Source organism: Variovorax sp. J22G73 (assembly GCF_030317035.1).
Taxonomy (GTDB): Bacteria; Pseudomonadota; Gammaproteobacteria; order Burkholderiales; family Burkholderiaceae_C; genus Variovorax.
Genome location: NZ_JASZYK010000013.1, coordinates 33,009 through 58,970, shown reverse-complemented (window position 1 = coordinate 58,970; position 25,962 = coordinate 33,009). Strand labels below are relative to the sequence as shown.

Below are 25,962 nucleotides of genomic sequence, written 5' to 3'. Positions count from 1 at the left end.
TCGTTCATGGCTGGTTCCCCCGTCGGCGCGCGATGCCGGCCTCGATGCGCCGACGCGCCATCCGGTCGCCGCAGGCGACGGCCGCCGAGGTCATGATGTCCAGGTTGCCGGCGTAGGCCGGCAGGTAGTGCGCGGCCCCTTCGACCTCCAGGAACACCGAGGTCTTCAGGCCGTGCCGCAGCCCGACACCCGGAATGTTCACCGGACGGTCAGCCGCAACGGCTTCGAACTGCACCTGTTGCTTCAGCCGGTAGCCCGGCACGTACGACTGCACCCGGGCCACCATGTCGGCGATGCTGTTTTCGATCGCGGCGCGGTCAGCGTCCTCGGACAGCACGAAGACGGTGTCCCGCATGATGAGCGGCGGCTCGGCCGGGTTGAGCACGATGATGGCCTTGCCGCGTTCGGCACCGCCGAGGGCCTCGATGGCGCGCGCGGTCGTCTCGGTGAACTCGTCGATGTTCGCGCGCGTGCCGGGCCCGGCCGACTTGCTCGAGATGCTCGCCACGATCTCGCCGTAGAACACCCGGGCGACCTGCGACACCGCCGCGATCATCGGGATGGTCGCCTGCCCGCCGCAGGTCACCATGTTCATGTTGCTCGCATGCTCGCGTTCGAGGTTGATCGCGGGAATGACGAAGGGGCCGATGGCGGCCGGCGTGAGGTCGATGACCTGGATGCCGTGCCGTTGCAGCAGCGCGTCGTGCCCGGCATGGGCGCCCGCGGAGGTCGCGTCGAACACCACGTCGATCTCGTCGAACACCGGCAGGCGCAGAAGGCCCTCGATGCCGTCTGCGGTGGTTGCGGCGCCCAAACGCGCGGCGCGCTGCAGCCCGTCCGAGGTCGGATCGATGCCGACCATCGCACCCATCTCGAGGTGCTCGGCATGCCGCATGATCTTGAACATCAGGTCGCTGCCGATGTTGCCGGAGCCGATGATGGCAGCCTTGACCCTGCTCATGCCGAGGCCCCAGAAAAAAGCGCCTCGACCGTGCCCAGGCCTTCGACCGTGGCGACGAAGCGGTCTCCCGGTTGCACCGGCACCATGGGCCCGAGCGCGCCGGTGAGCACGATGTCGCCCGCACGCAGCGGCCGGCGGCGCCTGACCATCTCGCGCGCGAGCCAGGTCGCCGCGTTGAGCGGGTGGCCGAGGCAGGCTGCACCCGAGCCCGTGGACACCGTCTCGCCGTTGCGCGTCATGACCATGGCCGCGTCCTTCATGTCGAGGCCGGCCACGCCGTGCGCCGGGCCGCCGAGCACGAACAGGCCTGCCGAGGCGTTGTCCGCGATGGTGTCGACGATGCCGATGTTCCAGTTCGCGATGCGGCTGCCGACAATCTCGAGCGCGGGCAGCACATACGCGGTGGCCCGCAGCACGTCGGCCATCGTGAGCTCGTCGCCAGTGAGGTCTTGCCCGAGGATCAGCGCAATCTCGGCCTCGATCTTCGGCTGCTGCAAGCGCTGCATCGCGATGGGCTCGCCCTCGCCCACCTGCATGTCTGCGAAGAGCATGCCGAAATCCGGCTGCGAGACGCCCAGCTGCTTCTGCACGGCGAGCGATGTCAACCCGATCTTGCGGCCGGTCAGCCGCCTGCCGGATGCGATGGCATCGCGCGTGTTGATGTCCTGGATCGCGTAAGCCGCGTCGACATCCGCGACGCCGACGAGGTCCCGGATCGGCGCGATCGGCACGCCGGTGTCGCGGGCCGCACGCAGGCGCTGCGCCAGGTCGTTTTGAAGGGCGTCCATTGCTCAGCCACCCCGCAGGAAGTCGAGGTGGACGCGGTTGAACTCGTTCGCGTTTTCATACTGAGGCCAATGGCCGCACTCGTTCATGACGACATAGCGGCTGTCGGGGATCATTTCGGCGATCTGCCGGCCTTCGGCGGGCGTCGCGGTCGGGTCGTGCGAGGTCCACACCACGAGCGAAGGCGCTACGATCGAGCGGTACTGGTCGGCCGTGATCATGTCCTCGCGCCGTACCACCATCTCCTGCAGGCACATGATGTGCTGCATCGTCCGTACGAAGCCGGGCTGCGCATAGATGGCACGTCGCGTCTCGATCAAATCGTCCGTCACCATGGCCTTGTCGTACATCAGGAACTCGATGCGGGCGCGGATGCGCTCCCACGACGGGTCTTCGGCCGCGGCGGTCGAGATCGTCTTGAGGCGCGTCATCACCTCCGGATGCGCGGTCCAGCCGGCCGCCGTGTTGAGCACCAGCCGTTCGACCACCTCGGGGTGGTGCACCGCCATCCAGGCCGCCAGCCAACCGCCGAGCGACTCGCCCGAAAGATGCGCCTTCTTGCGGCCCAGGGCCGCTAGCACGTCGTGCAGGTGCTGCGCGTAATGGCGCAGCCGGTAGTCGACATCAGGCTTGTCGGTCCAGCCGTGGCCCAGCAGGTCGATCGCGACGGTCCAGAAGTGTTTGCCGTGGGCCGCCAGATTGCGCACATAGGCCTCCGCATGCCCACCGACACCGTGCAGCAACAACAGCAGTGGCTGGCCAGGGTCGCCCGCGCTGAGGTAGCGGGTGCGGATGCCCCCTGCGTCGAGATAGCCTTGCGTGAAGGGCACGCCGTGGAGATCACTCCAGACGCTGGAGAAGGGGGGCGAAGTTGAGGCGGTCATGAGGTCGGTTTGGTTCAAGTGCGACCGAGTCTCGGCGCGGCCTCGCTGCACGCCAACGACTTCGAACGGGTTGTGCACTGGGTGCACGAACGCTTCGCGCGCGGCGGCAAAGGTGGAAGTTCGCAGCCGACCGCCGCACAATCGGTTCATGGGTTCTGCCATTCCGACCGCCATGCCCGCCAACGATTCCTCCCCCGACTCCTCTGTCTACAAGCACGTCCAGGGCCTGTCTCGCGGCCTCGCGATCCTGCGCGCCCTGTGCGATTGCGCGGACGGGCGCGCCCAGATTCCCGAACTGAGCGCGCGCACCGACATCCACCGCACCACGGTGCGGCGGCTGCTCGAGACGCTGGTGCTCGAAGGGCTCGTGCAGTCTTCCGAGGACGACGGCGCCTACTTCCTCACGGCAGAACTGAAGCGCTGGGGCGACGCCTTCACCACCTACGACCATGTGGCCGAACTGGCCGCGCCGATCCTGGACGAGCTCTCAGCGCGCATCACCTGGCCCTGCTCGCTGGCCACGCCGCAGGAAGACACCATGGTCATTCGCGCGGCCACGCACCACCAGAGCCCTCTGTCGTTCCACCGGCGCACACTGGGCCGGCGGCTGCCGATGCTCATGACGTCGATGGGCCGCGCCTACCTGGCGTTCTCGAACGCTTCCACACGCGACCGCATCCTCGACCTGATCGCGAGCAAGTACGAGGCCGGCGAAGTGCCGTTGATCTCGCTCGCGACCTTCAAGCAGATCATGCTGCGGACCCAGCGCGACGGCTACGGCGCCAACCATGGCGAATGGTCGGCGGACAAGAAGGTGGCGGCCATCGCGGTGCCGGTGACGAACAAGCAGGGGGCGGTGCTGGCATGCATCAACGTGGTTGCCATCACGCGGGCGACGAGCCCCGACCAGCTCGCGAAGAAGTTCCTCGCGCAACTGCGCGACGCCGCATCCGAGATCGAAGTGGCGATCGCGCAGAGCGAGTCGAAGTTGCGCACGGGGTGAGCCCCGGCAAGACTCCCGCCAACAGCCGGCGCCTGCTTCGCGCTCAGAGTTTCTTGGCACGCAGCCAGCTGCGGATCGCCGCGACGTGCTCCGCCTTGCGCTCGAGCGGCAGCCAGTGCCCGGCCGGCAGGCTGGTCTCCGTCAGGTCGGGGCACGCGGCGCGCATCGGGTCGCCCTGGCGGTTCCCCGCGATGCTGCAGATGGCATCCCAGTCGCCGTTGATGTAGAGCACCGGCTGCGACAGGCGGCCATGGTCGGGCGCGCGCCGGGCATGGGCGATGTTGGCGTCGCCGTTCGTGTACCAGGCGCTCACGGGACCGAAGCCATGGGCCTTGAAGGCCTGCACCAGCGCATCGAAGTCCGCCGCCGGCCACAGCGCCGGGTCAGGCGCCATCGCGGGGGCACGGTGCGCGGCGCCGTAACGCCCGCCGTTGCGCGTGACCATCGCCGACGGCGACACCTTGCCCATGGCGGCCGGGTTGCCGGACCGGTACACCGAGGCCAGCGAGGCCGCCGGGTCGGCATCGAGATCGGCCACGGCCGACGCGAAATTCGTCGTGTAGTAGCGGTAGTAGTCCCATTGCCCGTCGGGATAGGTGTCGGCCGGATAGAGCGTGCGGTCCACCAGCGGAACAAGCGTGGGCAGCGCGAACGCCTCCGGAAAGTACGCGAGCGAGGTCAGCACCACGCCGCGGCTGCGCCGGGGATGATGCGCGGCCAGCGCGCCCACCACGGCCGCACCCCAGTCGTGGCCGACCCATACCGCAGGCTTGCCGCCCAGGTGGTCGTGCAGCTCGGTCATGTCCGCCACGATGGCTTCCATGGTGTAGGCATCGTTGGCCGCAGGAGCCGAAGAGCCGCCGTAGCCGCGCAGGTCCGGCGCCACGCAGTGCCAGCCCTCGGCCGCGAACGCATCCATCTGCGCATGCCAGATCAGCCCGATGCCAGGCCACCCATGGAGGAAGATCATGAGCGGCCCGTCGGCTGGCCCCGACTCGAGGTAGTGCGTGGTGTGGCGCGGCGTGCCGAAGGTGCGCGAGGCCAATGCGGGAACAGTCATGCCCCATGCTAAGCCGGACACGGCGACTGCACCGGTCGCGAGGAGGATCGAACGCCGATCGAGGAGCGGTCCGGCCAATGGGGCATGGGATGGGTGATACAAGGCGGTCATTTCAAAGGCTGTCGTTGAAGGGATCGGGTGAACAGGCGCGGCGCCGTCAATGCCGGCCCGCGCCACCGAGGTAGGTCGCGGCCACGCGCGGGTCCTCCGCGAGCGCGGCGCTTGGGCCGTCCAGCACGATGGTCCCGGTCTCGAGCACATAGCCGTGGTCACTTACCTGCAGCGCGGCGCGCGCGTTCTGCTCCACCAGCAGGATGGCCACGCCGCTGCGGCGGAGGTCCGCGATGATGCGGAACACCTCGCGAACCACGAGCGGCGCGAGGCCGAGGCTGGGTTCGTCGAGCAGCAGCACCCGGGGCTTGCCCATCAAGGCTCGCCCGAGCACCAGCATCGCGCGCTCGCCGCCAGAAAGCGTGTTGGCGAGTTGCCCGCGCCGCTCCTTCAGGCGCGGGAAGCGCCTGAACACTTCGTCCATCGTCTCGCGGTGGTCGCGCAGGCCCTGGCTATGGCGCGCATAGGCGCCCATCAGCAGGTTGTCCTCGATGCTCATGGTGCCGAACAGCTCACGGCGCTCCGGCACCAGGCTCATTCCGGCCGCGACCCGCCGCTCGACCTTGACGCCTGCCTGGCTTCTGCCGAGGAAGTTCACCTCACCACTGCAGCCCAGCTGCCCCATGATCGCGGCGAGCATGGTGGTCTTGCCGGCACCGTTCGGGCCGATCACGGTGACGATCTGCCCCGCGTTCACGCGCAGCGTCGCGCCAAGCAGCGCGTCGACCTTGCCGTAGGCCACGTTCAGGCCTCGCACTTCAAGAAGGGTTGCGACTTCACCGTCTGACGGTTCTCGAACTCTCATTCGACACTGCCCAGGTAAGCCTCGAGAACGGCCGGATTCTTCTGGATCTCCGCGGGCAGACCTTCGGCAATCTTCTGGCCGAACTCCATCACCACGATGCGGTCGACCAGCCCCATCACGAAGTCCATGTCGTGCTCGACCAGCAACACGCCCATGCCCTCTGCGCGCAGCTTGCGCAGCAGCGCCGCGAGGGCCTGCTTCTCCTGCAGGCGCAGACCGGCCGCCGGTTCGTCGAGCAGCAACAGGCACGGGTCGGCTGCGAGCGCGCGGGCAATCTCGACCACGCGCTGGTCGCCGAGCGGCAGGCTGCCGGCCAGCGATTGCCGGTGCGCGCCCAGGCCGACGCGATGGAGCTGCCGCGCGGCCTCGGCCAGCAGGCGGCTCTCTTCGTGGCGCTCCAGGTGCAGCGACGAGCGCAGGATGCCGGCGCGGCCGCGAAGGTGCGCCCCGATCGCGACGTTCTCGAGCACCGTGAGCTGCGGCAGCAGCTTGACGTGCTGGAAGGTGCGGCTCATGCCGCAGCGTGCGAGCTCGTGGGCATTGAGGCCGTCGATCGTCTTGCCGAGGAAGCGTACGGTGCCCGAGCTCACGGGCAGCACGCCCGAGATCAGGTTGAACATCGTGCTCTTGCCCGCGCCGTTGGGCCCGAGCAGCGCGAGGATCTCGCCGCTCCTGACCGTGAGGCTCACGCGGCCCACCGCCACCAGGCCACCGAACCGCTTGGTCGCCTCCTCGACGTCGAGCAGGGTCTCGCCCGCCGGCGGCAGCGTGCGACGCTCGAGGGCAGGCTCCGTGCGCCTCTGCGCACCCGTCGGGTCAGCGCCCGCCGGGAACCGCCGCGTGATCAAAGGCCAGAGGCCCTCGGGTGCGCGCTGCAACAGGACGATGGTCAGCACCGACAGCACGATCACTTCGTAATTGCCGGTCTGCCCGAGCAGCCGCGGAAGCACGTCGTTGAGCGTCTCGCGCAGGCCCGTGATCAGCCCGGCGCCGAGCAGCGCGCCCCAGATGTGGCCGGCCCCGCCCACCACCGCCATGAACAGGAACTCGATGCCGTAGTCGAGGCCGAACGGGGTCGGGTTCACGAAGCGCTGCAGGTGCGCGTAGAGCCAGCCTGACACCGAAGCCAGCACCGCCGACAGGACGAAAACGATGAGCTTGGTGCGCGGAATGTCCACGCCCATCGATTCGGCCATCACACGACCGCCCTTCAGGCAGCGGATCGCCCGGCCCTGGCGCGACGACAGCATGTTGTGCACGAGAAGCACGACGCCCAGCACGATGGCCCAGATCAGGTAGGCGAAGCGCCGGGCGTTGTCGAAGTCGAACGTGAACAGCGTGATGACCGGGATGTTGCCGATGCCGGTGTGGCCGCCGAGGAAGTCGAGGTTGCCGGCCAGGAAAAACAGGCTGAGCCCCCAAGCGATGGTGCTGAGCGGCAGGTAGTGCCCGGCCAGCCGCAGGGTCAACGCACCGAGCACCGTCGCGATTGCGCAGCTCGCGGCGATGCCCACCGGCAGCGCGATCCAGGGCGAGAGCCCGGCTGCGGTCGTGAGGTAGCTGGTCGCATAGGCGCCGACGCCGACGAATGCGGCATGGCCGAATGAACTCATGCCGCCGATGCCAGTCAACAGGGCCAGCCCGATCGCAACCAGGCCGTAGAGGCCGGTGTAGTTCAGGATGGTGACTGCCGATTCGGGCAACAGCTGCGGGCCGACTGCCAACAGCAGCAGCACCAGCAGTGCAAACAGGGGGGAGCGCAGGCGCGTCATTCCTCATCCTCCTCGACATGAGGCGATTGCAGCGAGCGCCACAGCAGCACCGGCAGGATCAGCGTGAAGACAATCACCTCCTTGTAGGCGCTGGCCCAGAAGGACGAGTACGAGTCGAGCAGGCCCACCAGCAACGCGCCCGCCGCGGCGAGCGGATAGCTGACCAGTCCACCGATGATGGCGGCGACGAAGCCCTTCAGGCCGATCAGGAAGCCGGTGTCGTAGACGATGGTCGTCATCGGCGCGATCAGCAGTCCCGACAGCGCACCGATGGCGGTCGCCAGCGTGAACGCCACAGCGCCCGCACGGGTCGTGCCGATGCCCATCAGCTCCGCGCCCACGCGGTTCACCGCGGTCGCCTTGAGCGCCTTGCCGCGGTAGGTGTGGGTGAAGAACCAGAAGAGCGCAAGGATGGCCAGCACGCTCGCGCAGACGACCCAGAGCGATTGGCCGGTCACCTGCAGCGGCCCGACGGTCCAGCTCGCATCACTGAAGGGCGTCGTGCGCGTGCCCTCGGGCCCGAACACGAGCAGGCCGACGCCCGCGAGCGCCAGGTGCGCGGCAACCGAGATGATCAGCAACAGCAATACCGAGGCATGTGCCACATCCTGGAAGGCGATGCGATAAAGCACCGGCCCCATCGGAATGACGATGACCATCGCCACCAGGGCCTGCACCAAGAGTGGCATGCCGAGCGGGACCAACCAGGTGACGACGGCCGCCAGGGCGGCCGGCAAGGCGCCGTAGAGCACCACGCCCTTCACCATGCGGGCGCGATCGCGATCGCGCCATCCCGCCCACAGCTCCATGGCGGCCGCGATGCCCGACATCGCGAGCAGCAGCCAGAGCGTGCCGGGCGTCTTGCCGTTCTGCAGCGCCGCCATGGTGAGCGCGCTGAAAGCGACGAACTCGCCCTGCGGCACGAAGATCACGCGCGTGACCGTGAAGACGAGCAGGATCGCGACGGCCAGCAGCGCGTAGATGGCGCCGGTGATCACGCCGTCCTGCGCGAGAAGCAATGCGGTTTGGAAGTCCATGCGTGTGCCTGTGGCAGCTTGGTTGGAACAGGGCCGGGCGCGCTGGGCGCCGGGCCGATCACTTCACCAGTTTCCAGTCGCCGTTTTCGGCGCGCAGCAGCACCACGGCCCGCTGGTCCACGCCCACGTGGTCGGTCGCCGTCATGTTGTAGACACCGTGCGTGCCGACCACCTCCTTCGACGACTCGAGCGCATCGCGCACCGCCTGCCGGAACTCCGGCGTGCCAGGCTTCGCCTTCTTCATGGCCTCGGCGACCGCACGATCGGCGATAAGGTACGTGTCGTACGAATACGCCGAGGTCGAATTTCGCGTGCCGGGGCCATAGACCTGGTCATACAACTTCGCGAACTCCATCGCCGTCTTTTTGGTCGGCGCGCCGTCGGCCAGCTGCTCCGCCACGACCACCGGGCCCGCGGGCGCGACCACGCCGTCCCAGGCCTTGGTGCCCACGCGCATGAACTCCCTGTTGACCATGCCGTGGTTCTGGTAGATGCGCCCCTTGTAGCCGCGCTCGCGCAGCGTCATCAGCGGCAGCACGCCGGGCGTTCCCGAGCCGCCCAGCACCACCGCGTCCGGGTTGGACGCGAGCACCTTCAGCACCTGGCCCACCACGCTGGTGTCGAGGCGCCCATAGCGTTGGTCGGTGACGATCTTCACGCCATTGGCATCCGCATGGGCCTTGAGGCCGTTGAGCACCGTGTCGCCCCACGAGTCCGAGAAACCGATGAAGCCGGCCGTCTTGATGGCATGGGCCTTCATGTCGGCCGCGACGGCGGCCATCATCAGGGGCGCCGGCTGCACACTCGCGAACATCCATAGGTTCTTTGAGATCTCCGCGCCGACCGGCGCCATGGCGATCTGCGGCGTCTTGAGCTGGGCCGCCACATCCGCGATGGCGAGCGAAGACGACACGGTGCCCGCGCCGATCAGCAGGTCGACCTTGTCGCCGACGACCAGGTCGCGCGCGAATTTCACGGCATTGGTCGGGTCGCTCGCATCGTCGCGGATGATGTAGTCCACCGGCTGGCCGCCCAGCGTCTTCGGCAGGATCGCGAAGGTGTTCTTGTACGGAATGCCGAGGCCGGCCGCAGGGCCGGTCGTGCCGATGATCACGCCGACCTTCACCTGCGCCAGTGCAGGCGCGGCCAAGGCGATGGCGGCCGCGCAGGCGGCAATGAGCTTTTTCATTGGTTTGTCTCCGTGGATCGTTGTTGTTGTGCCTGCGGCCTTCAGTTCGCGGACGCGGCCTTCGCGACGGGGAACTGCATGAATTCCATCGTGTGACCCTCGGGGCCGCGGACGTAGGCGGCGCGCGTACCCGTCGGCAGCAATTGCGTGATGCCGAGCCGCTGCCAGTTCGCCGCTTCGACGCGCGCGATCATCTCTTCGATGTCCGACACTGAGAACGTCAGGTGGGCCGAGCCCACGTCGCACGAACGCGGCCGGTAGACGGTGCGATCGGCCGGCGCGCGGTACTCGAGCAGCTCGATCTTGTGGCCGCCGGGCGCAAGCACCGTTGCGATCTGCAGGTCGGCGCCCGGTACGCCGACGATGTTCTCGACCAGCGGGCCCGTGCCGAGGTCCTTGCGAGAGACGAGCTCGAAGCCCATCACACCGCACCAGAAATCGAGGGCCTCGTCGAGCGAGGACACGGTGAGACCCGTGTGTTCGGTATGCAGGACGAGCGTCTTCGTGTGGTGGGGCTGGGTGGTGTTCGACATCTTTGTTCTCCGTTCGCGAGCGAAATGCGCGCATGAAGTGATTCTGGTGGCGGGCTTCGCCCGCGACGAGCGGCGTCGGCGTTCCGTGCACCCAGTGCACAAGACCCGCGCAATTCAGTGCCGCCGCGCCCTGAGGTTGACCGCGAGCGCCAGCGTTGTCGTGCCGATGCCCAGCAGGCAGACGCCCGTCCAGCCACCCTGCGCCCAGGCGATGCCGGTCAGCAGCGCGAGCAGCCCGCCGCCGACGTACTGGCCGACGATGTAGACCGTGACCATGCGCGTGCGGTTGCCGGGTTCGAGCGCGAAGAGCATGGTCTGCTTCGCGATGTGGGCAGCCGAGGCGCCCACGTCGAGCATGACGATGCCCACGCCCAGGCAGATCAGCGAATGACCGAAGGCGGCCAACAGCGCCCATGCCGCGATGGTGAGCACGATCGCCGCGCGAACCACGCGGTCGGCACCGAGCCGGTCAATCAGGCTGCCCGAGCGCGGCGCGAGCGCCGCGGAGATCAGGCCGAGCAGGCCGAGGGCACCGACCGTCGCGCTGCTCAGGCCGAAGGCCGGCCCCTGGATGTGCAGGCCCAGCGCAATCCAGAGCGAACCGAAGGTGCCGAACATCAGGGCCTGCGTGAGGGCCGCCACCCTGAGCACCCGCTCCCGGCGGATCAGCACGGGCAGTGAGCCGAGCAATCGTGGATAGGAAATGGTGGCTGTGCGGTTGGTGCGCGGCACGTGCCGCGCGCTCCAGGCCAGCAAGATCAACGCCGCGACGGCCGACAGGCCATAGACCAGGCGCCAGTTCGCATAGGCACCAACGAAGCCGCCCACGGTGCGTGCGAAGAGGATGCCGACGATGATGCCCTTGGTCAGCGCGCCGGTGACGCGGCCGCGCGTGCGCGTCGTGGTCAGGTGCGATGCGGCCGAGGGAATCAGGTAGGGCGCGATCGTGAGCAGCCCCAGCAGCGCGATGCCCAACAGGAAAGTTGCGAAGTTCGGCGACCACGCCATCAGCAGCATCGCAGCGGCCTGCCCCGTGATCGCGGCCATCACGATGCGGCGGTTGTCGACCATGTCGCCGAGGGGCAGCAGGAAGATCACGCCGAGGCCCACGGCGACCTGCGCGAGCATCGGGATCAGGCCGACGCTGGCGCCGGTCACGCCGAAGCTCATGCTGACCAGCACGAGCAGCGGCTGCAAAAAGTACACCCCCGCCACCGAGGCCGAGCAGAGCACGGCAAGCCCCCGCGTGCTCTCGGGGTTCAGGTCGACGCCCGGCTTTTCGCCCACCACGCCGTCATCGGGCCGGCTCGTCGGTGGCATCGGCATGCCGCTCAGGCCGGACCCAGCGGCGCGCGCTCGTCGATCAGTTGCTGCGCCTTCAGTTCGAGCCAGAAGTCGGCCGGAATCGCGATCGTCGACAGGCGCACGCTCTGCTCCAATTCGGCGATCGAACGCGCGCCGGGAATCACGCTGGTCACCAGCGGATGGTTCATCGGAAACTGCAGCGCCGCGGCCTGCAGCGGCACGCCATACGCGACGCAGACCGCTTCGATGCGGCGCACCCGCTCGAGCGTCTTCGGCGTGGCGGGACGGTAGTTGTAGGTCGCGCCTTCGACGGCGCCGCTCGCGAGGATGCCGGAGTTGTACGGCCCGCCGATCACGAGGCTGATCCCGCGTTGCTTGCACAGCGGAAACAGCTGGTCGAGCGAGCCCTGGTCCAGCAGCGTGTAGCGCCCCGCCAGCAGGAAGTAGTCGAAGTCGCCCTCCACCGCGAAGTCGCACAGCATCTGCCACTGGTTGATGCCAACGCCAATGGCCTTGATCACGCCCTGGCTGCGAAGCTCCGCGAGCGCCGGGTAGGCGCCCTCCATGGCCTCCTTGAAATGTGAGCGGCTGCGCGGGTCGGCGCCGCCAAACACATCGACCGCCTCGTCGGGATCGTGGATCGCGAGCATGTCGATGCGCGAGGTGTCGAGCCGCTTCAGGCTCGCCTCGATCGAGCGCAGCGTCGCGTCCCGCGAGTAGTTGAACTCGGCGCGCATGGGCACGGGCTGCACGAAGATGCGCGAGGTCACCTCGGACGGATCGACCGGGATCAGGTCGAACCCGACCTTGGACGCGATCACCAGTTCGTCGCGTGGCAGCGGCTTGATCGCCTCGCCGAGGCGGGTCTCGCTGAGGCCGTAGCCGTAGAGCGGGGCCGTGTCGAAATAGCGGATGCCGGCCGCAAACGCGGCGGCGACGGTCGCCTCGGCTTCGCCGGCCGCCATGGCGGCGTACATGTTGCCGAAGGGTGCGCCGCCCAGACCCAGCGCGGTCACGGAGATGCCGGTGCGCCCGATGGGGCGCTGGCTCAGGAAATCGATCAATGGAGGCCTTTCGAATCGAATCGGTCGCGCAGTCCTGGAGACTGCGTGAGGGGATTCTGGTCGGCATCGACGCGCACGGCGATCGGCGCGCCGTCTTTGGGCACTGAGTGCACGGGTCGACGGTCGGCTCAGCCGAACTGCTCAGCCCTGACTTCCCCGTATCAAGAACCTCTCGCCCCCAGCTTGGCCTCGCGGCCCGGCACCTGCGGCCTTGTTGCCTGCCAGCTGCTGACTGCCCTCCTCGGCCGAGCCCGCGGCATGGACGCGCTGAAAGCGCATTGCCGCTCGGTTGCAGCACTGGGTCACACATGTTGACGTGGAAGGCATAGCTGGCTGCGACGCTTTGGTCGATCATCCGAAGCTCGAGGCCATTGCCATGACCATGTTCCTGTCGGCTTTGCGTCGCCGCACACCGCCAACGACAGCCCTTCTGGCCTCACGAAGGGCCTCGAACCCACGCAGTCAGTGTCCCTCTGCCGGGTTAACCCAATGCCCTTGGTGGCAGCAATGCAGCGGTCTTCAGTGAGCCAGTGCGCGATAGCCTCCGCTTTTTGATTCTGCGAGAACTTGGGTCTCCGGCCCCGCATGGCCCACAGGTAATTCGAGGCGCTGCTCGAATTCCCGGCACCAGCCCTTCAAGGCATTCTTGGTTGGGTAACCCAACTGACGAATGGTCGCTCCGACGCGTTTGCCGAGCTTGATGTACAGCGCGACCGCTCAAATCCTGTCGTCGACTGAATACATGAACTAGCTCTTGGCAGTCCGCGTTTTTTTCCGCATCCCACGCTGATCACGATTGCGCTGGCGCTAACAAGGCAGCGCTGCTGGGAGCCCGTGTGCGTCCGGCACAGTCATCTTGATCTAGGCTTCGCTCCATAGGCGGCTCGCCGCCTGCTTCAACGGCGTTTGCACATGAAGCGACGCAACTAAGGACGCGACTTCAGACTCAGCATCTTGAAATGCTCATAGTGCCCGACCCCGTTCTTGACGATGGGGTCTTGTGACGTATAGGTATCAACGTCCTGCCCCTCTTCGATCCGGAACAGCGACACGCCGTAGCCGCCTGCCGGGTCTATCACCGGGCCATGCGCGACGACAACGCCCTTGTCGAGCAGGTCGTTCAGGAACGCGCCGTGCTCGCTCATCCAGATCTTTTCATCCGGGGACATCGTCGCGAGGAAATCTGCACGGGGCGGAATGAATTTGCACAGGTAGAACTTCATGGTGTCTCCAGTCAAGCCGTCTTCACGCTTTTGAGAATCGAGCCCTCGAACAGCTTCGGGACGTAGTTCTGCAGGAACAGGATCATCCCGGTCATCTTTCCGACCGGATTGCTGAACTTCGGGGCGGGCGCCTCGATGAGGCTGGAAATGGCCTGGATGACGGCGTCCGGCGATTCCGCCCCGTCGATGCCTTTTTGCGTCGCGGCCTGCACCTGCTGGCGGTAAGCGTTGTAGTCGGCGATCTCGCCGCTCGCCGCGGCGACCGCGTTGTGGCCGAGGTTCGTCTTGAACCACACCGGCTCCACCATGCTGACCTTGATGTTGAACTGGTCCAGCTCGAACCGCAGCGACTTGAAGTATCCCTGCACCGCGTGCTTCGAGGCGGCGTAGAAAGACAGATTGGGCGGACCGATCAGTCCCACGATCGAACTCACCGTGATGATCTGCCCGGACCTCTGGGCCCGCAGGCGGGGCAGCAATGCGTTGGTCACCTTGACGGTTCCCCAGAAGTTCGTCTCGAACTGCTGGCGGCCCAGGCCGATGGGCGTTTCTTCGGCAATGCCGGTCACCATGTACCCGGCGTTGTTCACGAGGACATCCAAGCGCTCGATGGACAGGGCCAGTTCGCGAGCGAATGACGCAATGGATTGGTCGTCGTCGATGTCCAGGCGCAGCAGCTGGAAAGGCATCTGCGCTGCATATTTTTCCGGCGTGCGGCTGGTACCAACCACGTGGTGGCCCTGGGCGTGCAGGCGGGTGGCCAGCATCAGGCCGAAGCCCGACGACGCGCCTGTGATCAGTACTGTCTTTTTCATGTGAGCTTCCCGTTGAAGGATCGATCGAGGCATTTCTCGGCTCTGGACGAACCGCGGGCCGCAGGTTAGTATCGATTCAATACTAAGTCAATATCGAATCGATATGAACTCGAAACCCGATGCCCAATCCACATGCCCCATCGAGCGCAGCCTTGCCTTTCTGGGGGACAACTGGACCATGCTGATCCTGCGAGACGCCAATGCGGGCGTGACGCGCTTCGATCAGTTCAAGAAAAATCTGGGCATCGCGCCGACCATCCTGACCAAGCGATTGGCAACGCTGACGGACGAGCGCCTGCTCGAGAAAAAGCTCTACTCGGAACGCCCGCCGCGCGAGGAATACGTGCTGACCGATGCCGGGCGAGACTTTCTGCCGGTCCTCTTCATGATTGCAGCGTGGGGTCAGAAGCATCGGGGCGGCGGTCGGTTGACGCGCTTCCTCGATGCCGAGAACGGCACAGAACTCAAGCCGGCCGCGATCGACACCGTCACCGGCTTCGAGCTTGGCACCCGACCCATCCGGATCGTGGTCCCCGAATGAAAAGCGACACCGTCCAGATGCGTGCGGCTGCTCGGCTGGCGCCGACGCGCGGCCTGGTGTCGCTGCTTGCCGCTCTCGCGGCCATCGGGGCCTTGTCGACCAACATCATCCTGCCGTCGTTTCCTGCCATCGGCGCAGGACTTGGCGCGACCGGCGCCCAGCTCGGGCTGACATTGAGCACTTTTTTTGTCGTGTTCGCGATCGGTCAACTCATCGTCGGCCCGCTCTCGGACCGGTACGGACGGCGAAAGCTGGTCATCGGCGGCCTGCTGCTCTTCGCGGCAGGGGGCGTCATGTGCGCGCTGTCGCCCAACCTCGCCTGGCTGGTGGGCGGTCGGGCCGTTCAGGCGGCCGGCGTGTGTGCCGCATCGGTGCTCGCGCGCGCCATTGCCAGAGACCTGTTCGAAGGCGAGACGCTCTCGAAGGTGCTGGCGATGGTGATCGTGGCGATGGCCGCGGCGCCCGGGTTTTCTCCCTTGCTGGGCAGCGTGGCCGAGCAGTTCGTCGGCTGGCGCTGGACTTTCGGGACGGTCAGCGCGCTGGGGCTGATTCTGGCGACCTGGTACGCACTGCGGCTGCCGGAAACCCACGCCACTTCACAGCGTACGCCGTTGTCGATCGGCCCCGTCTTCGCGACGTACGCTGGTTTGCTGAAAGATGCGCGTTTCGTGCGGCCAGCGACCGTCGTGGCATGCGTCACCGGCGCGCTCTACGGCTTCTTTGCCGCCGCGCCTGCCGTGCTCATCGGCGCCCTCGGCTTGAGCTCGCTGCAATTGGGATTCTTCTTCGCGGCAACTGTTCCCGTCGTGTTCGCTGCGGGGATGCTCGTGCCGAAACTGTCGGGCCGGTGGGGTCCGCAAAAGACCTTGCAATTCGGGCTTGTGCTCTCGCTTGCCGGTGGCATGGCCATGTGCGGCGTGGCGGTTTGGGCGCCCACCGATCTGGTCGCGTTCACCGCGGCCCTTTGCGTGTTCCTTTTCGGCATGGGCATCGCGAATCCACTGGGCACCGCCCTGTCGCTCGCGCCAGTGGCGGCCCAAGCCGGTGCCGCGTCGGCCATGCTGGGCTTCATGCAGATGTCGGGGGCCGCTTTGGGCGCAACCCTCGTGACGAAGCTTGCAGGCGTGTCGCCGATGACGGCCATGGGACTGGTTGTGACGGCATCACAAGCGCTTTCGATCGCGCTTTTCATGCTCATCCGCCAGACCGTGCCGCGTGAACCCAGCAATTCGGAAAACCAAGCCCTTTAGACCCCGCCGACGATCCTCTAGATTCATCGCGCCGCTTGCTGTTGCCATAAGAGTTGACGCGAGGCACGGTCTGCTAAAAGACCGATTTCGGCTGCGCCGCCGTCATCGAACTTGCCTTCGAAAACGTCGGCAATCGCTGCAGAGCAACCGGCCGACCTGCCCCACAACGGGGTGCATCGGACCCATTGCAGTCATACGGCTTGGTGAAGCACATGTCCGCATTGCAGCGGCAGCGTCACTGCGCAGGTCTGAACAGCTGGCATCAGGCCAATCGCTGATGGAAAATGTTTGGGCCGCAGGTGCACATCGGCATCACGGTCTCCGCCACAAACTCATTGTTCCGAACCATCAGGGGTTCTCGGCGTTCGACCGGCACATGGCGTCGTCGTGTATCTTCCAATCCATCATGAGCAGCGATTCCAACTGGCTTGATAGCGCCCGCGCGCAGTGGCATTGGCGAGGGGAGAAGCGCCCGCCGTTCGCCGACGTTCCTGCGCCGGGACAGGTTTCGGTTTGGGATTTCCCGAGGCCGCCAGAGCTCGTACGCGAACCACGTGAGATCGTCGTGCTCTGGGGCCATCTCGAGGTAGCGCGCACCCGCGCCGCCTGGGCAGTCCGAGAAACGGCCCACCCACCGACCTTCTACCTGCCGCGGGCCGACGTAAGGCGTGGACTGTTGCAGCCCGCTGGCAATGGTTCGTTTTGCGAGTGGAAGGGACAGGCGCGCTATTGGAATCTGGTCGACGGCGCACGCCGCTTGGACCAGGTCGCTTGGAGCTATCCCCATCCCTTGTCTGGTGCCGAGCCGCTCGCCGGCTGTGTCGCCTTCTATGCCCACAATCTTGACTGCCGTGTCGGCGGATCGAAGGCCCAGCCACAGGCGGGCCCTTTCTATGGAGGCTGGATCACCCCCGACTTGGCCGGACCCTTCAAAGGCGGATCCGGTAGCGGAGGTTGGTAGCTGGTGGGTCTCGGCAACCCGACGCGGAAGCAAAGACAAAACACACAACGGCGTGCCATCGCATGGGTCCCGACATCAATTGCACTTGTCCAAGACGGCGGCTTCGCCTATTGACGAGCGACACGATACAAGTTGTAGTGCAACGGCTGCTATCCAACGATCAATTTTGTGAACTATGTCAAAAGAGTCAATTGAAATCCTTGCGCAAGGCGAATCGTCCATCAAGCCACTGACGGCTTTGATACTTCGTGCGATGTTGTCCCTGCCCTTGGGTGCTCAAGCGAAGGAACTTGCGGTACTGTTGCACTGCGATGCGGAGCAGGTGCGGCGCGCACTTCGTGCCGCTAAAGCGCAGGCGCTGGTGGATGTTGAGCCAGGAGATCGCATGGGGCCTGCTGAGTGGTTCCTTTTGCCGGCTGGCCGGGAGAGGCTGCGCGAACACGAGCGGAAGAATCCGCCATCAGTCGCTTCGGCCCAGCATCGATTCCCGCCCTCGCTGCCCAATGTGCCGAACAGCGTTTTCGCCTTGGGCACCTTTACGCAATAGGAGTTCCAGCGCTCTGGGCCACAAGGTCGGGTAGTCCTCGGGCAAAGCGTCCTACGGTTCCGGCAGGGGGAGCTTTGGCAGCGCGGAATGGCGCTCCTTGCCCGTCGACATACGATTTAACCTTCGCCGGCCCGCGTCGAACGGTCGCTGGAGCTTCCGCCGTGCCGGCCGAGCACCGCAAAACCTAGCTCCCGGCCGAACCGCTCAAGAGCAGTCGTTAGCCCTCACCTCTCCTCGATGAAAAGATCAGCTCCAAAAATCCGGCCTGCATCAGTCAAAGACGTAAGCGCTATGTTCAAGGTCAGAGCGTCGGTCGGAGAAAACAAGATGACCACTGATGAGCTGACGGAAATAGGCGTTACGCCGGAATCCATCGCCATTGCGGTCAGTAGCGCACCTTGCTCGTGGGTAACGACCCTTGATGAAGAAATCGTTGGGTTTGCAATGGTCGACTTGGACAACGGATGCCTATTTGCTTTGTTCGTTCTGCCCGAGCATGAAGGTCGTGGAATAGGCACGCGCTTGACCCAGGCCTGTGAGTCGGCCTTGTTCGAGCGGCACCCTGCGGCATGGCTCGAAACCGCGCAGGACAGCCGCGCTGCGCAACTCTATCGTTACCTCGGATGGGGTCACGAGGTGGAGATTGGTGGCGGAGACGTCCGATTGGAGAAGCAACGGCCCGTGACCGCCTCGAGCCCATAAGGCCCAGCCCCGACCGGCTGCAGTCAGCCAGGAGCGGTCCTGCGTCTCAGCTTGGAATCACCTGACTGACTCGGCACCAGCGGATCCATTGGAATCCGATGGAAGAGGGAATGCGACCCCACCCCCGCCGTTGATGAATCGCTCCGCCAAACACATGCCCATACTGCTCAAGCGCATTATCGATCAAGCTCGAGCTCGGCCCGTCGCCGATTGCCACGCGCGGCGCGCTTCTCCGGCGGTCTGCGGAAGACGAAACGGAGGCAATGATTGCTGAGCATCGAGCGCCGGCACGCGAATGGAGCGATTGCCTCGCTCCAAGGCCGCCGAAACGCGGGCCGATACTTGCAAAACCGCCGTCGCTCGCCACTTGGGCGCCCAGCGACTTTGAATTGGAACCCTCTGCATCCACACGCCAATTGCTGGCAGGAGCGCAGGCCACAGGGGCACGTGTCCGCCAGGGAACGGTTGAAGCGATCGAAGTCGCAGGAAACCGCATCACGGGTGTCGTCGTGGAAGGGCAGAAACTGCTCGCCGACGTTGGAAAATTCCAAGAGCTGTTTGAAGGTCATTCAGAGCAAAGCCAATCTTGAACTCTATGTGGGGGGTCAAGCCCTGAAAATCAACATGTGGAGAGTTCGATTGGCCCACTGCTCTCGGCATGCCGCTTTCGAACTAGATGAGCGGGCGCGCGTCCATGCAATGTCGTCGCCTTGGTGCAGTACCCGTCTTCAGCTATGTACCGCTTTGCTGATCCTGCCTATAGGCGCCTCAGCTGGCACAGCTGTAAGCCGCGTTGACCGCCTTGTTGCGCGCGTCGGCCCACTGCGTAGCTGCATCGGCAACCGCTTTGTTCGAGCCGTCCCTCATCGTGGCCGTCAGCGCGCGCGTGCTGCCGATCAGGCTGTCGATCTTCTCCTTGTACCTCGCGCACACCGGATCCCAGGCCGGCGGCGCCTTCGGGCCCTTGCGCAGCGTGCCGAGCTCGGTGTTCGCGGCGCTCACGCCTTGCAGCGCGGCGTCCACGGCGGGCAGATTCTGCCTCTCTTCGAGAGCGAGCCTGACGGTACCTGCGAGCTTGCGCGTTTCGAGCGACACCTTCAACGGTGAAAGCCCGGCGTACCCGGCTTGAGCGTGGCCAGTTCTGCCTCGTCGCGCTTCAGCGTCTGCGCGGACAACGCGGCACCGAAGGCCGCGGTGGCCTTGTTGGCGGCATCGAGTGCTGCGACCAGAGGCACATCCAGGCACGCCTTGGCGCCCTTGTCGCCCAGGTATTCCTTGGTGCTTTCGCAGGTGCGCGCTTCCTTGATCAGCGGGTTGAACGCTTCGAGCGCGGCCTTGAGCGCCTTGCCCGGCGCGTCTAGTTCTGGCCAGGGCTGTGCCATGGCCATGGCCTTGTCGAAAGCGCGCAGGGCGTCGTCGACATCCCGCCCGCAAAGCTGTAACTGTCAAGCGGGGCGCCTGCTTTTGCGACCTTCGGGTTGGCAAGCCGGTAGTCGCGCTGGATCCTGCCGAAGCTGTGCCATTGGAGCAACTTGTTGTAAGCCACGCCATAGGCGTTCAGCTTTGCTATCTGCTGCTTCTCCGACACCACGAGATTGCACGCGCCTGTTGGCGCTGTCGGAGTTGTCGACGCTTCCGGTTTGCAACCAGTCAGGGCAACGGTCATCGGCAAGGCCAGGACGGCCACCCATCCGGCAATGTCGCACACGCGAAATACTGTCCTGCATGTTCCTACAGAAGTGGCGAGACCGCAGACTTTAGAACGGCGACGCGCCGCTGGTCTTCAGGATGTTGTGATATATGTGCGGGACGCAGCGATGCATGTCGTCGACAACTTTTCATTTCGTCCCGCAGCAACCCGATGCTCCACTACACAACCATCCAGTCCGGTGTGCCTTCGACAGACCCGATCGACATCGGCCAGGTCGACGGCTTTGAAGCGGCCATCGCGCTCGTCAGGTCGGTCGACTGGAAGAAGGTCATGGCCGCATGGTACGAAACGCAAGAAGGACCATTGCCCGCCATCGTGTTCCAGGCCCCGGCCTCCCGTGCGGAGCTGTACGTGAGTCATGTGCCGATGGACGAAGCGCCTTACGACCAGGTGCACTTCATGCGCACCCTAAAGACGGGATGGCTGAGTTCTCGGAAGACCACGATCACGGCGGAGCTGCATTCACCCGCGCTGCTCGAACAATGCCTTGCGGATTGGGAAGCGGAGCGCTGGGAATCGCTGATGCAGCGCTTGCGCACCCAGGGAGTGAACGCGCTTGGCTGAGGCCGCGGCGCCGTTGGCAACATTTACCGGTCTGCGTGGATTGCCGTGGATCGCACTTGCGACCAACAGCCTGAATCCCGTCTGCCGCATCGAAGGCGACCAGTTGGTCCTCCGGGTGATCCGCCGGCGCCAGCGGCCCTGTACGGACATTCGCGAGGTTGACGTGCGCGAGGCCTACGGCACGTTCAACCTGATCTTCTCGTTTCGCCACACACCACTGACCTTCGTAGCCAACATGGGGACCGCAGCGCGAGGCGCCGAGGTTTTGGCTTCGCTGCCGGAAGGCGTTCCGCTCTCCGGCAGCGCGCGGTTGGCGTTGACCCGCAAGCACCCTGAGAGGTGATCTTTCGCGCGCCCGGAACAGTTCGCGTAAGCCCAAACATGAACTTCAGATGTCGAGTGGAACCTCATCCCGAATCTTGCCGTGGCCGATCATCCGGCTCAATGCATAGCGGCGCTGCATGGCAATGCTCGCGTCGGGTTTTGCACCAACGGCCTCCCCGCGCAGTTGGGCATCGACCACATGCCAGTGCTCTTTGAGCTCGCAGAGCTGCAACTGATCAAAGTAACCCTGAGCAGTTGCCTCCCGCATTTTTGTTATGGGACCTCGAGAACGGCGGCTCCAAGCCGCCCTGGGGCGACAAGATCGCAACGCACATCGCGAACCTTGGCAACTACTACGTGTCGAGCACGGACGCGACGTGTTCGAGGTGCTCGAGAACGCTCTGGCGGCCTCTGCCGAACAACAACAGGATGCGGTCCTTCATTGAAGGGCTTCTGCCGGCCAGAAACTGGTCCCTCGACGCCGCCTGGTCTTGTGCGCCGGCGGCATGCGGTTCTTGCGCGACCGTGAAAGCGCATGGCATTCAGCCAGGGACCGCAAACAGTTCAAATCACCATATCGACCCGGATTAGTCACACTTCCATGCAAGACAAGAATGCGTTACCTCGAATGCCGATCGAATACCGGTTTCAATTTTCGGTACACCACTTCTGGACGGGCCTTCAACGCTACAAGCGGGAAATCTGGTGGATGCGCCCGTTTTTTCAGAATCGATGGCTGTGGGGACTCTCTTGTGTGCTGGCTTTGAGCATCTTGGCGAACAAGGCTCCGGGCGTGGCGGTAATTCTGGCTTGCCTGATCATGGTGGGGGTGCTCTTGGCGGGTTGGCCTCGCTCACTAAGCATCTGGATGCTTGAGAAGAAATTCCGAAAAAGCCCGTTCTATAACGACGAGATCACCTTTTCTCTGTCCGAGAGCGGAGCGCACGTGCGAGGCCGGGGCTCTGAATCGCGCACGGGCTGGGCGATCTTCACAAAAGCTCGTCGTTTCGCTGACGGTCTCATGCTGTTCCAAGGGCCGAACGTTTTCCTGTGGCTGCCCGACGCAGCCGCCGCCACAGCAGAAGATGTTGCAGCGGCACAGAACCTCGCGCGTTCTCAAATTCAAGACTATCGAGAGGGCTAGAGCTGTCATTGACTTGGACAGTTCTTTCGCATCGAGTAGGAACACTGCAGGGCGCGGCTCGAACGACGGCCATGAGGAAGCTTGACAGCCAATATGGGCGCCAAGTTGGCGACAGGTCACAACCGGACATGCAGCACAGACGTCCACCTAGGTACATGAAGACTTTCGCAATAGCTGCCATTGACGGATACCAGCGGTTCGTCTCCCTGTGCACAGGCTTCGGCTGCGCGTATCGAATGCGAACGAGCGCAGCCTCCTGTTGGCGATTCGCAAAGCGAGCAGTTCGTCGCTATGGGGCATGCGCTGCCTCGGCACAAATCCTCTCCAACTCAGAAAGCCAAACGGCCGCCGCACCTCCGGAAGCTACCGCCCAGCTTGCCCGCTTTGGTCTCGCCGGGGCGCGAGGAAGCTGTCGGGCTGCTGCGCGTGCTGGCCGGGCTAGGTCAGAATGCGGCCGGTCACGAGCGACAACTTTCGAGAGATCCGTTCGTGCGTGCGAACCGTGTACACCGCTTCAATCAAGGGGCCGTTGCAAGACGTCGATTGATCACGACGAAGCGCTAAGCGGCGAGGCACGCCACTAAGGCGCCCACGCCCCAGGACGTCCAGAGGGCCGCCAAAAGCGCGAACCCATGCGCGATGTCGTCCATGTGCGCCCAAAACGACTGGCTCGCGTCTCGAAAGCTCATCAGACAGGCGCGCTCTGCACACCACACCGCGGGCGGAATGACGGCGACGCACGATGCGTAGCCAAGGTTTGCGGACAGCGGGCCGACAGGACCGCGCCCGACGGCTCGCCGCCAAACTAGAAAAAGGACAAAGGCAAGCAATGCGAAGGCAAGCAATGCGAAGGCAAGCAATGCGAAGGCAAGAAAGCCCGCCATCATGAGCGCATTTAGCAAAGCATTTGTCATGTGCTGATGAACGCACAGTTATGGCACGTGGCATACCGCCTCGACGTTGTGGCCATCGGGCGCGATGACGAAGGCTGCGTAACAGTGGGGGTGGTAGTGTGCTCGCAGGCCCGGCGCTCCGTTGTCCTTGCCGCCTGCTTCGATCGCCGCGCGATGAAACGCATCGACCTGGCTGCGGTGCTCCGCCGTGAACGCGAGGTGCAGCGGAACTGGGCACGCTTTGCTTTCGTAGATCCAGAGCGATGGTTTGCCGTTCTTTCCCAAGCCAGCCCCGTGCGGGCCCTTCATCGCAACGGTCACGCCCAGCGGCGCCAGTGCGCGCAGGAAGAAGGTCTCGCTGGCCTCGCTGTTGCTGGCGCGGATACCGATGTGATCGAACATGAAAACTCCTTTCGAGGCCGCAAGCTGTGATGGTGGGTTTCTAGCATCGGCCGTCCAAACCGTCTTGCGATAAATCAACCCGCACTCGGGCCAGTCCTTCGCTCATCTGTGGCGCCACACGGCAGCGGTGCCCGAGAGCCGCGTGACCAGATCAGCGACTCACTTGGGCTGCCGCCATCCCGTCGGGCCGACAGCCAGTTCTCGCCGCCAGCCCAACGACAACGTGGACGTCGGACTCAAGCGCCATTCGATACGGCCATCCCGACAAGAAACTGCGCTGGATCACGACCATTCGTGAGCCCCGAAGCTATCGCGACCCATCGCGACGCACGCGCCCTGGCTCGGACCCTCGCCGCATCAAAGAGACTTGCCGTGCGATACCCACAGCCTTGAGGCAACGTCCATCGGCCTTTTAAAAATCCTGGAAATTCCCGGGCATCTTGGAGCGTCGCCTTCAAGGCACGCGGGAGTCGGTCTGGGTCGACGGGCTTGAAAAGCACGGCGACACCTGATTGCCAAACACGCCGGGGGCGATCGGGCGCAGTCTCTCCGATGATCGGAAGCAGCGGAATCCGCATGCCACTGCGCTGCTTCAGGCGCAGCCCCGCATCGAGCCTGCGGCCACCGTCGGCCAATCGGTAGCCGCACAGCAGCAGTTGAAGGGCTAGCCTTCCATCTCTGCACTGGACATGGCACGTGCCAGACGCCGCTGGCCTGCACGCGAAGTTGCAGTCCAACCTCCACCGCGGTCGCCAGGAAGACATGATTGAGTCGCCAGCAGAAGTGCGTCGAGTTCGACCGGTTGGTTGTCGGGAGTGACGACACCTGCATCGAGGCGGGAGACATTGACCATGCTATCCGGCGAATTGCCCAGTGGAGTGACTGCGCGCATGAGCCGCTCGGCGTTCTGTCGTTCCGGATGGCTGCTGATCGCGCCGGAACGTCTTTAGATCGCGCGCAAGGGAGCGAGTGGCACGATGAACTTCGGATACGCCGCCGGCGCCGCGCTCGGGCGCAGCAGAAATCGGTTGTAGATGGCCTCCAATCTTGCGCATGTGGCGGGCAGTTCGAGCTGGTAGAGATCACGCATGAACTGCTCGGAGGCAAAGAAAGCCACGTCAGCGATGCTGGGCGTTTCGCCGCCCATATAGGGCCTCGCGCCGGCCATCGTCTCGAGGCTTCCCAGCACCCGTACATACTCGGAATGCATCCCACGGGCTACCTCGTCGTTCTGCAGGCGCATCTTGGAGAAGAGCGGGCTGGCGTGAAATGTGCAAATTCCTGCAAAGTTGTAAGCCTCATTCACGAGCATGAGTTGATCATGGGTGCGCGCTCGCGCCTCCGGGGTGCTTCCGCGCATGTCCGGTGCGGGGTATAGATCCTCAAGATATTGCATGATGGAGCTCGACTGACAGATGGTGAACCCATCCTCGGTCTCCAGCGTCGGAATGCCGCCGGTTGGGTTCTTCTTTAGATACCCTGGCTTGCGGTTTTCTTGCCCGATGACGTCAATCTCGATCATCTCCAGGCTGGTGATTTTCTTTTCCTTGAGGTAGACGTGAATGCGGCGCGGGTAGATGCCCCAGGAGAATTGATAGAGTTTCATCGCGCTTTCCATTCGAAGACGTGGTTGAACAATCAATATTCGCGGAGCGGGGCTGGGCTGGGCGGTTCTCACCAACGTATTCAGTCGCCGGCAGTCAGCTGCTCGACCGGCACGGGATCGGCGCTAAGGCACTGAGCCAGGTCTTCTCAGGCAATGGGGTCCGTCCTGCTCGGTCATGTGCAGCAGCCCGTGAGCACGGACGAAAGGCAGCTGGCGCATTTCATGTAACTAATGATGTTCTCTTTCCGGTCGTGTGTCTAGGCGAGGCCGAAATAGAACGCCTATCGAGCCGCAGGTTTGGCATTCAGGACACTGGCTCACACCTTCTCACCTGCGACGCCGAGTGCTTCGCTACATTGCTGGTCACCTGTGCATACGACACGTCAACATGTGTTGGCTGACCGATTACGGTCCTCCAGCAACTAATGGCTGACCCGAGACGTACCGAGCAAGCGGGCTCGCAACTCCAAATGAGCCAATTGGCGACGCGCTGCGGTGGAGCGTCGGGCATGGCAGTGCCACGGACACCGCGGGCCGCGGCAAGGCCGATCCGCAAGCCGTGTTGCGCGCCATCGCGCTGCTTTGGAGAGGCCGGGCATGAGCCATCGCATCGCCATCTCGGGCAGTGACCTCGCCTTCGAATCGCGCAAGCGCATCAGGATCCACCGTTGCACGACCTGCACGGCCGATCCGACCCTCGCCTTGTCCTGCGGATGACGCGGCCTCGCCGGCAGCACGCAGGTTGTACCATTGGCTCATCCTCACTTCC

At 64.8% G+C, this 25,962-nt stretch carries 30 protein-coding genes and 2 pseudogenes; 11 read left to right on the top strand and 21 right to left on the bottom strand.

The features are described from left to right. Positions 1–4: 4 nt before the first annotated feature. The 3 genes from QTI51_RS31945 to QTI51_RS31935 are packed head-to-tail and all read right to left on the bottom strand — an operon-like array spanning position 5 to position 2,793. On the bottom strand, positions 5–961 hold the full coding sequence (locus QTI51_RS31945; RefSeq protein WP_286517298.1) for an acetaldehyde dehydrogenase (acetylating): 957 nt from the start codon (positions 959–961) through the stop codon (positions 5–7). Then, complete coding sequence (gene mhpD / locus QTI51_RS31940; protein WP_286517297.1) at positions 958–1,749, bottom strand: 2-keto-4-pentenoate hydratase; 792 nt, start codon at positions 1,747–1,749, stop codon at positions 958–960. Before mhpD ends, QTI51_RS31945 begins: the two co-directional genes overlap by 4 nt. Before the next feature lie 3 nt (positions 1,750–1,752). Beyond that, positions 1,753–2,793: an alpha/beta fold hydrolase gene (locus QTI51_RS31935; protein WP_286517296.1), complete on the bottom strand. Its 1,041-nt coding sequence runs from the start codon at positions 2,791–2,793 to the stop codon at positions 1,753–1,755. Positions 2,794–2,803: 10 nt separating this feature from the next. Here QTI51_RS31935 and QTI51_RS31930 point away from each other — a divergent pair, with 10 nt between their 5' ends. Beyond that, positions 2,804–3,634: a DNA-binding transcriptional regulator gene (locus QTI51_RS31930; RefSeq protein WP_286517295.1), complete on the top strand. Its 831-nt coding sequence runs from the start codon at positions 2,804–2,806 to the stop codon at positions 3,632–3,634. A gap of 43 nt (positions 3,635–3,677) precedes the next feature. Here the strand turns inward: QTI51_RS31930 and QTI51_RS31925 are convergent, their stop codons facing one another. From QTI51_RS31925 to QTI51_RS31875, 11 genes and pseudogenes are all read right to left on the bottom strand, one after another. Next, the gene (locus tag QTI51_RS31925; RefSeq protein ID WP_286517294.1) at positions 3,678–4,694 is read right to left on the bottom strand and encodes an alpha/beta fold hydrolase; all 1,017 of its coding nucleotides are present in this window, start codon (positions 4,692–4,694) and stop codon (positions 3,678–3,680) included. 157 nt (positions 4,695–4,851) lie between these two features. Then, entirely contained in the window at positions 4,852–5,610 is a 759-nt protein-coding gene (locus tag QTI51_RS31920) for an ABC transporter ATP-binding protein (protein ID WP_286517293.1), read from the bottom strand. Then, positions 5,607–7,382, bottom strand: a complete 1,776-nt coding sequence (locus QTI51_RS31915; protein ID WP_286517292.1) for a branched-chain amino acid ABC transporter ATP-binding protein/permease — start codon at positions 7,380–7,382, stop codon at positions 5,607–5,609. Before QTI51_RS31915 ends, QTI51_RS31920 begins: the two co-directional genes overlap by 4 nt. Beyond that, positions 7,379–8,419 (bottom strand): branched-chain amino acid ABC transporter permease, encoded by a 1,041-nt coding sequence (locus QTI51_RS31910; RefSeq protein ID WP_286517291.1) that lies wholly within the window; start codon positions 8,417–8,419, stop codon positions 7,379–7,381. The genes QTI51_RS31915 and QTI51_RS31910 overlap by 4 nt, the downstream gene beginning before the upstream one ends. A gap of 58 nt (positions 8,420–8,477) precedes the next feature. Further along, entirely contained in the window at positions 8,478–9,608 is a 1,131-nt protein-coding gene (locus QTI51_RS31905; protein ID WP_286517290.1) for an ABC transporter substrate-binding protein, read from the bottom strand. Between the two features lie 41 nt (positions 9,609–9,649). After that, entirely contained in the window at positions 9,650–10,141 is a 492-nt protein-coding gene (locus tag QTI51_RS31900) for a VOC family protein (RefSeq protein ID WP_286517289.1), read from the bottom strand. Positions 10,142–10,255: 114 nt separating this feature from the next. Then, a complete protein-coding gene (locus QTI51_RS31895; RefSeq protein WP_286517288.1) occupies positions 10,256–11,461 on the bottom strand; it encodes an MFS transporter in 1,206 nt (401 codons plus the stop codon). A gap of 11 nt (positions 11,462–11,472) precedes the next feature. Further along, positions 11,473–12,510 carry an aldo/keto reductase gene (locus QTI51_RS31890; protein WP_286517287.1) on the bottom strand — a complete coding sequence of 346 codons (1,038 nt, stop codon included), beginning with the start codon at positions 12,508–12,510 and terminating at the stop codon, positions 11,473–11,475. A gap of 396 nt (positions 12,511–12,906) precedes the next feature. Further along, positions 12,907–13,218: pseudogene (locus tag QTI51_RS31885) on the bottom strand (IS3 family transposase); the annotation flags it as partial. Positions 13,219–13,436: 218 nt separating this feature from the next. Then, complete coding sequence (locus QTI51_RS31880) at positions 13,437–13,733, bottom strand: YciI family protein (RefSeq protein WP_286517286.1); 297 nt, start codon at positions 13,731–13,733, stop codon at positions 13,437–13,439. 11 nt (positions 13,734–13,744) lie between these two features. Continuing rightward, the gene (locus QTI51_RS31875) at positions 13,745–14,548 is read right to left on the bottom strand and encodes an SDR family NAD(P)-dependent oxidoreductase (RefSeq protein ID WP_286517285.1); all 804 of its coding nucleotides are present in this window, start codon (positions 14,546–14,548) and stop codon (positions 13,745–13,747) included. Positions 14,549–14,651: 103 nt separating this feature from the next. Here QTI51_RS31875 and QTI51_RS31870 point away from each other — a divergent pair, with 103 nt between their 5' ends. From QTI51_RS31870 to QTI51_RS31850, 6 genes are all read left to right on the top strand, one after another. Continuing rightward, positions 14,652–15,089: a winged helix-turn-helix transcriptional regulator gene (locus QTI51_RS31870; protein ID WP_286517284.1), complete on the top strand. Its 438-nt coding sequence runs from the start codon at positions 14,652–14,654 to the stop codon at positions 15,087–15,089. After that, entirely contained in the window at positions 15,086–16,339 is a 1,254-nt protein-coding gene (locus QTI51_RS31865; protein ID WP_286517283.1) for a multidrug effflux MFS transporter, read from the top strand. Before QTI51_RS31870 ends, QTI51_RS31865 begins: the two co-directional genes overlap by 4 nt. Before the next feature lie 277 nt (positions 16,340–16,616). Beyond that, complete coding sequence (locus QTI51_RS39005; protein WP_353506562.1) at positions 16,617–17,300, top strand: DUF427 domain-containing protein; 684 nt, start codon at positions 16,617–16,619, stop codon at positions 17,298–17,300. A 175-nt stretch (positions 17,301–17,475) separates the two neighbouring features. Continuing rightward, entirely contained in the window at positions 17,476–17,847 is a 372-nt protein-coding gene (locus tag QTI51_RS31860) for a hypothetical protein (protein ID WP_286517282.1), read from the top strand. Between the two features lie 327 nt (positions 17,848–18,174). After that, positions 18,175–18,549 carry a GNAT family N-acetyltransferase gene (locus QTI51_RS31855; RefSeq protein ID WP_286517281.1) on the top strand — a complete coding sequence of 125 codons (375 nt, stop codon included), beginning with the start codon at positions 18,175–18,177 and terminating at the stop codon, positions 18,547–18,549. Between the two features lie 263 nt (positions 18,550–18,812). Next, positions 18,813–19,139, top strand: coding sequence for a hypothetical protein (locus QTI51_RS31850; RefSeq protein ID WP_286517280.1), 327 nt, complete (start codon positions 18,813–18,815; stop codon positions 19,137–19,139). Positions 19,140–19,317: 178 nt separating this feature from the next. Here the strand turns inward: QTI51_RS31850 and QTI51_RS31845 are convergent, their stop codons facing one another. Genes QTI51_RS31845 through QTI51_RS31835 form a run of 3 tightly spaced genes read right to left on the bottom strand, consistent with a single transcriptional unit; the run spans position 19,318 to position 20,257 of the window. Further along, positions 19,318–19,650: a hypothetical protein gene (locus tag QTI51_RS31845; protein WP_286517279.1), complete on the bottom strand. Its 333-nt coding sequence runs from the start codon at positions 19,648–19,650 to the stop codon at positions 19,318–19,320. After that, positions 19,647–19,931 carry a YiiG family protein gene (locus QTI51_RS31840; RefSeq protein WP_286517278.1) on the bottom strand — a complete coding sequence of 95 codons (285 nt, stop codon included), beginning with the start codon at positions 19,929–19,931 and terminating at the stop codon, positions 19,647–19,649. Before QTI51_RS31840 ends, QTI51_RS31845 begins: the two co-directional genes overlap by 4 nt. Next, complete coding sequence (locus QTI51_RS31835) at positions 19,907–20,257, bottom strand: hypothetical protein (protein WP_286517277.1); 351 nt, start codon at positions 20,255–20,257, stop codon at positions 19,907–19,909. Before QTI51_RS31835 ends, QTI51_RS31840 begins: the two co-directional genes overlap by 25 nt. 153 nt (positions 20,258–20,410) lie before the next feature. On the opposite strand from QTI51_RS31835, the gene QTI51_RS31830 reads away from it, so the two are divergent. Both QTI51_RS31830 and QTI51_RS31825 read left to right on the top strand, forming a co-directional pair. Then, complete coding sequence (locus QTI51_RS31830; protein WP_286517276.1) at positions 20,411–20,824, top strand: hypothetical protein; 414 nt, start codon at positions 20,411–20,413, stop codon at positions 20,822–20,824. Further along, positions 20,817–21,167: a hypothetical protein gene (locus QTI51_RS31825; protein WP_286517275.1), complete on the top strand. Its 351-nt coding sequence runs from the start codon at positions 20,817–20,819 to the stop codon at positions 21,165–21,167. The genes QTI51_RS31830 and QTI51_RS31825 overlap by 8 nt, the downstream gene beginning before the upstream one ends. A gap of 45 nt (positions 21,168–21,212) precedes the next feature. On the opposite strand, the gene QTI51_RS31820 is transcribed toward QTI51_RS31825, so the two are convergent. Beyond that, positions 21,213–21,416, bottom strand: coding sequence for a hypothetical protein (locus QTI51_RS31820; RefSeq protein WP_286517274.1), 204 nt, complete (start codon positions 21,414–21,416; stop codon positions 21,213–21,215). Between QTI51_RS31820 and QTI51_RS39000 the strand changes: the two are divergent. Beyond that, positions 21,404–21,460, top strand: a pseudogene (locus QTI51_RS39000) (hypothetical protein); the annotation flags it as partial. The gene QTI51_RS31820 and the pseudogene QTI51_RS39000 sit on opposite strands and share 13 nt — an antisense overlap. Positions 21,461–21,776: 316 nt before the next feature. Further along, positions 21,777–22,292 carry a YcxB family protein gene (locus tag QTI51_RS31815; protein WP_286547676.1) on the top strand — a complete coding sequence of 172 codons (516 nt, stop codon included), beginning with the start codon at positions 21,777–21,779 and terminating at the stop codon, positions 22,290–22,292. Positions 22,293–22,852: 560 nt separating this feature from the next. Here QTI51_RS31815 and QTI51_RS31810 read toward each other — a convergent pair. The 3 genes from QTI51_RS31810 to QTI51_RS31800 form a co-directional block, all read right to left on the bottom strand. After that, positions 22,853–23,206 (bottom strand): hypothetical protein, encoded by a 354-nt coding sequence (locus QTI51_RS31810; RefSeq protein WP_286517272.1) that lies wholly within the window; start codon positions 23,204–23,206, stop codon positions 22,853–22,855. Positions 23,207–23,224: 18 nt separating this feature from the next. Then, complete coding sequence (locus QTI51_RS31805) at positions 23,225–23,587, bottom strand: VOC family protein (RefSeq protein ID WP_286517271.1); 363 nt, start codon at positions 23,585–23,587, stop codon at positions 23,225–23,227. Positions 23,588–24,533: 946 nt separating this feature from the next. Continuing rightward, entirely contained in the window at positions 24,534–25,193 is a 660-nt protein-coding gene (locus QTI51_RS31800) for a glutathione S-transferase family protein (RefSeq protein WP_286517270.1), read from the bottom strand. Positions 25,194–25,962 lie beyond the last annotated feature (769 nt).

Bases quoted from the DNA above. Each gene is read 5' to 3' on its own strand.
- QTI51_RS31945 (WP_286517298.1), bottom strand. From the start codon at position 961: ATGAGCAGGGTCAAGGCTGCCATCATCGGCTCCGGCAACATCGGCAGC.
- mhpD (WP_286517297.1), bottom strand. From the start codon at position 1,749: ATGGACGCCCTTCAAAACGACCTGGCGCAGCGCCTGCGTGCGGCCCGC.
- QTI51_RS31935 (WP_286517296.1), bottom strand. From the start codon at position 2,793: ATGGCAGAACCCATGAACCGATTGTGCGGCGGTCGGCTGCGAACTTCC.
- QTI51_RS31930 (WP_286517295.1), top strand. From the start codon at position 2,804: ATGCCCGCCAACGATTCCTCCCCCGACTCCTCTGTCTACAAGCACGTC.
- QTI51_RS31925 (WP_286517294.1), bottom strand. From the start codon at position 4,694: ATGACTGTTCCCGCATTGGCCTCGCGCACCTTCGGCACGCCGCGCCAC.
- QTI51_RS31920 (WP_286517293.1), bottom strand. From the start codon at position 5,610: ATGAGAGTTCGAGAACCGTCAGACGGTGAAGTCGCAACCCTTCTTGAA.
- QTI51_RS31915 (WP_286517292.1), bottom strand. From the start codon at position 7,382: ATGACGCGCCTGCGCTCCCCCCTGTTTGCACTGCTGGTGCTGCTGCTG.
- QTI51_RS31910 (WP_286517291.1), bottom strand. From the start codon at position 8,419: ATGGACTTCCAAACCGCATTGCTTCTCGCGCAGGACGGCGTGATCACC.
- QTI51_RS31905 (WP_286517290.1), bottom strand. From the start codon at position 9,608: ATGAAAAAGCTCATTGCCGCCTGCGCGGCCGCCATCGCCTTGGCCGCG.
- QTI51_RS31900 (WP_286517289.1), bottom strand. From the start codon at position 10,141: ATGTCGAACACCACCCAGCCCCACCACACGAAGACGCTCGTCCTGCAT.
- QTI51_RS31895 (WP_286517288.1), bottom strand. From the start codon at position 11,461: ATGCCACCGACGAGCCGGCCCGATGACGGCGTGGTGGGCGAAAAGCCG.
- QTI51_RS31880 (WP_286517286.1), bottom strand. From the start codon at position 13,733: ATGAAGTTCTACCTGTGCAAATTCATTCCGCCCCGTGCAGATTTCCTC.
- QTI51_RS31875 (WP_286517285.1), bottom strand. From the start codon at position 14,548: ATGAAAAAGACAGTACTGATCACAGGCGCGTCGTCGGGCTTCGGCCTG.
- QTI51_RS31870 (WP_286517284.1), top strand. From the start codon at position 14,652: ATGAACTCGAAACCCGATGCCCAATCCACATGCCCCATCGAGCGCAGC.
- QTI51_RS31865 (WP_286517283.1), top strand. From the start codon at position 15,086: ATGAAAAGCGACACCGTCCAGATGCGTGCGGCTGCTCGGCTGGCGCCG.
- QTI51_RS39005 (WP_353506562.1), top strand. From the start codon at position 16,617: ATGGAAAATGTTTGGGCCGCAGGTGCACATCGGCATCACGGTCTCCGC.
- QTI51_RS31860 (WP_286517282.1), top strand. From the start codon at position 17,476: ATGTCAAAAGAGTCAATTGAAATCCTTGCGCAAGGCGAATCGTCCATC.
- QTI51_RS31855 (WP_286517281.1), top strand. From the start codon at position 18,175: ATGACCACTGATGAGCTGACGGAAATAGGCGTTACGCCGGAATCCATC.
- QTI51_RS31850 (WP_286517280.1), top strand. From the start codon at position 18,813: ATGATTGCTGAGCATCGAGCGCCGGCACGCGAATGGAGCGATTGCCTC.
- QTI51_RS31840 (WP_286517278.1), bottom strand. From the start codon at position 19,931: ATGGCACAGCCCTGGCCAGAACTAGACGCGCCGGGCAAGGCGCTCAAG.
- QTI51_RS31830 (WP_286517276.1), top strand. From the start codon at position 20,411: ATGCTCCACTACACAACCATCCAGTCCGGTGTGCCTTCGACAGACCCG.
- QTI51_RS31820 (WP_286517274.1), bottom strand. From the start codon at position 21,416: ATGCGGGAGGCAACTGCTCAGGGTTACTTTGATCAGTTGCAGCTCTGC.
- QTI51_RS31815 (WP_286547676.1), top strand. From the start codon at position 21,777: ATGCCGATCGAATACCGGTTTCAATTTTCGGTACACCACTTCTGGACG.
- QTI51_RS31810 (WP_286517272.1), bottom strand. From the start codon at position 23,206: ATGACAAATGCTTTGCTAAATGCGCTCATGATGGCGGGCTTTCTTGCC.
- QTI51_RS31805 (WP_286517271.1), bottom strand. From the start codon at position 23,587: ATGTTCGATCACATCGGTATCCGCGCCAGCAACAGCGAGGCCAGCGAG.
- QTI51_RS31800 (WP_286517270.1), bottom strand. From the start codon at position 25,193: ATGAAACTCTATCAATTCTCCTGGGGCATCTACCCGCGCCGCATTCAC.